At 70.2% G+C, this 699-nt stretch carries 1 protein-coding gene; it reads right to left on the minus strand.

From position 1 onward, the window contains the following. Positions 1-446, minus strand: a 446-nt coding sequence (locus tag ABGB16_RS33900) for a hypothetical protein (protein ID WP_347672124.1), incomplete at its 3' end; no start/stop codon positions are given. Between the last annotated feature and the right edge of the window lie 253 nt (positions 447-699).

The raw sequence follows: 699 nt of genomic DNA on the forward strand, positions 1-699 counted from the left end.
AACGCCGTCGTCGAGTACTGCGGGTCCGTGATCTGCTCCGGGGTGCCCCAACCCGACGACGGACGCTGCTGGAACAGCCCCAGCGAGTCGTGGTCGTTACGGTCACCCAGGTGCCCCAGGTTCTCCAGCTTCGACTCCTGCAGACTCGTGGCGATCGAGATCACCGCAGCCCGCTCGGGCAGGCCGGCCTTCTTCGTCGCCGCGATGATCGCCTTCGCGTTCGCGATCTGCTCGTCGTTCAGGGTGATGTGCGACTGCGCGCCCTGCACCCCGTGCGGGACCAGCTTGCCGCTGTCGGGCTTGTCGGCCTGCACGGCCACGGCGACCGGCTTCGCGTGGGTCGGGGCGGCGTGGGCGGCGGTGGCGTGCAGGGGGCCTGCGGCCAGCCCACCGGCGAACGCGAGACCAGCAACACCGAGAACGCTCTTACGCAGCATCGTGTTCATGATCAAAGCTCCATTCGGGGGTTGGCGCACACCGCCGAGGGGGATCGGGCGGGCATGCGCAAGCACCGTCAGGCGCTCGAAAGCTTGAAAGGGGGGCATCTGGCCGGTGCGACCGCGGGGGCAGGGGGTGCCTCGTCACGGGCGCCGGGACCATGCACAACGACCGGCGGCCCGTCACCATTCCGGGCCCGGCCCACCCGCCTCACGGACACGGAAGCGGGACGCCGTCCTCGGCCGTGCGTCAGGTGTAACG

It is taken from the genome of Micromonospora sp. B11E3, assembly GCF_039871625.1.
Classification (GTDB): Bacteria; Actinomycetota; Actinomycetes; order Mycobacteriales; family Micromonosporaceae; genus Micromonospora.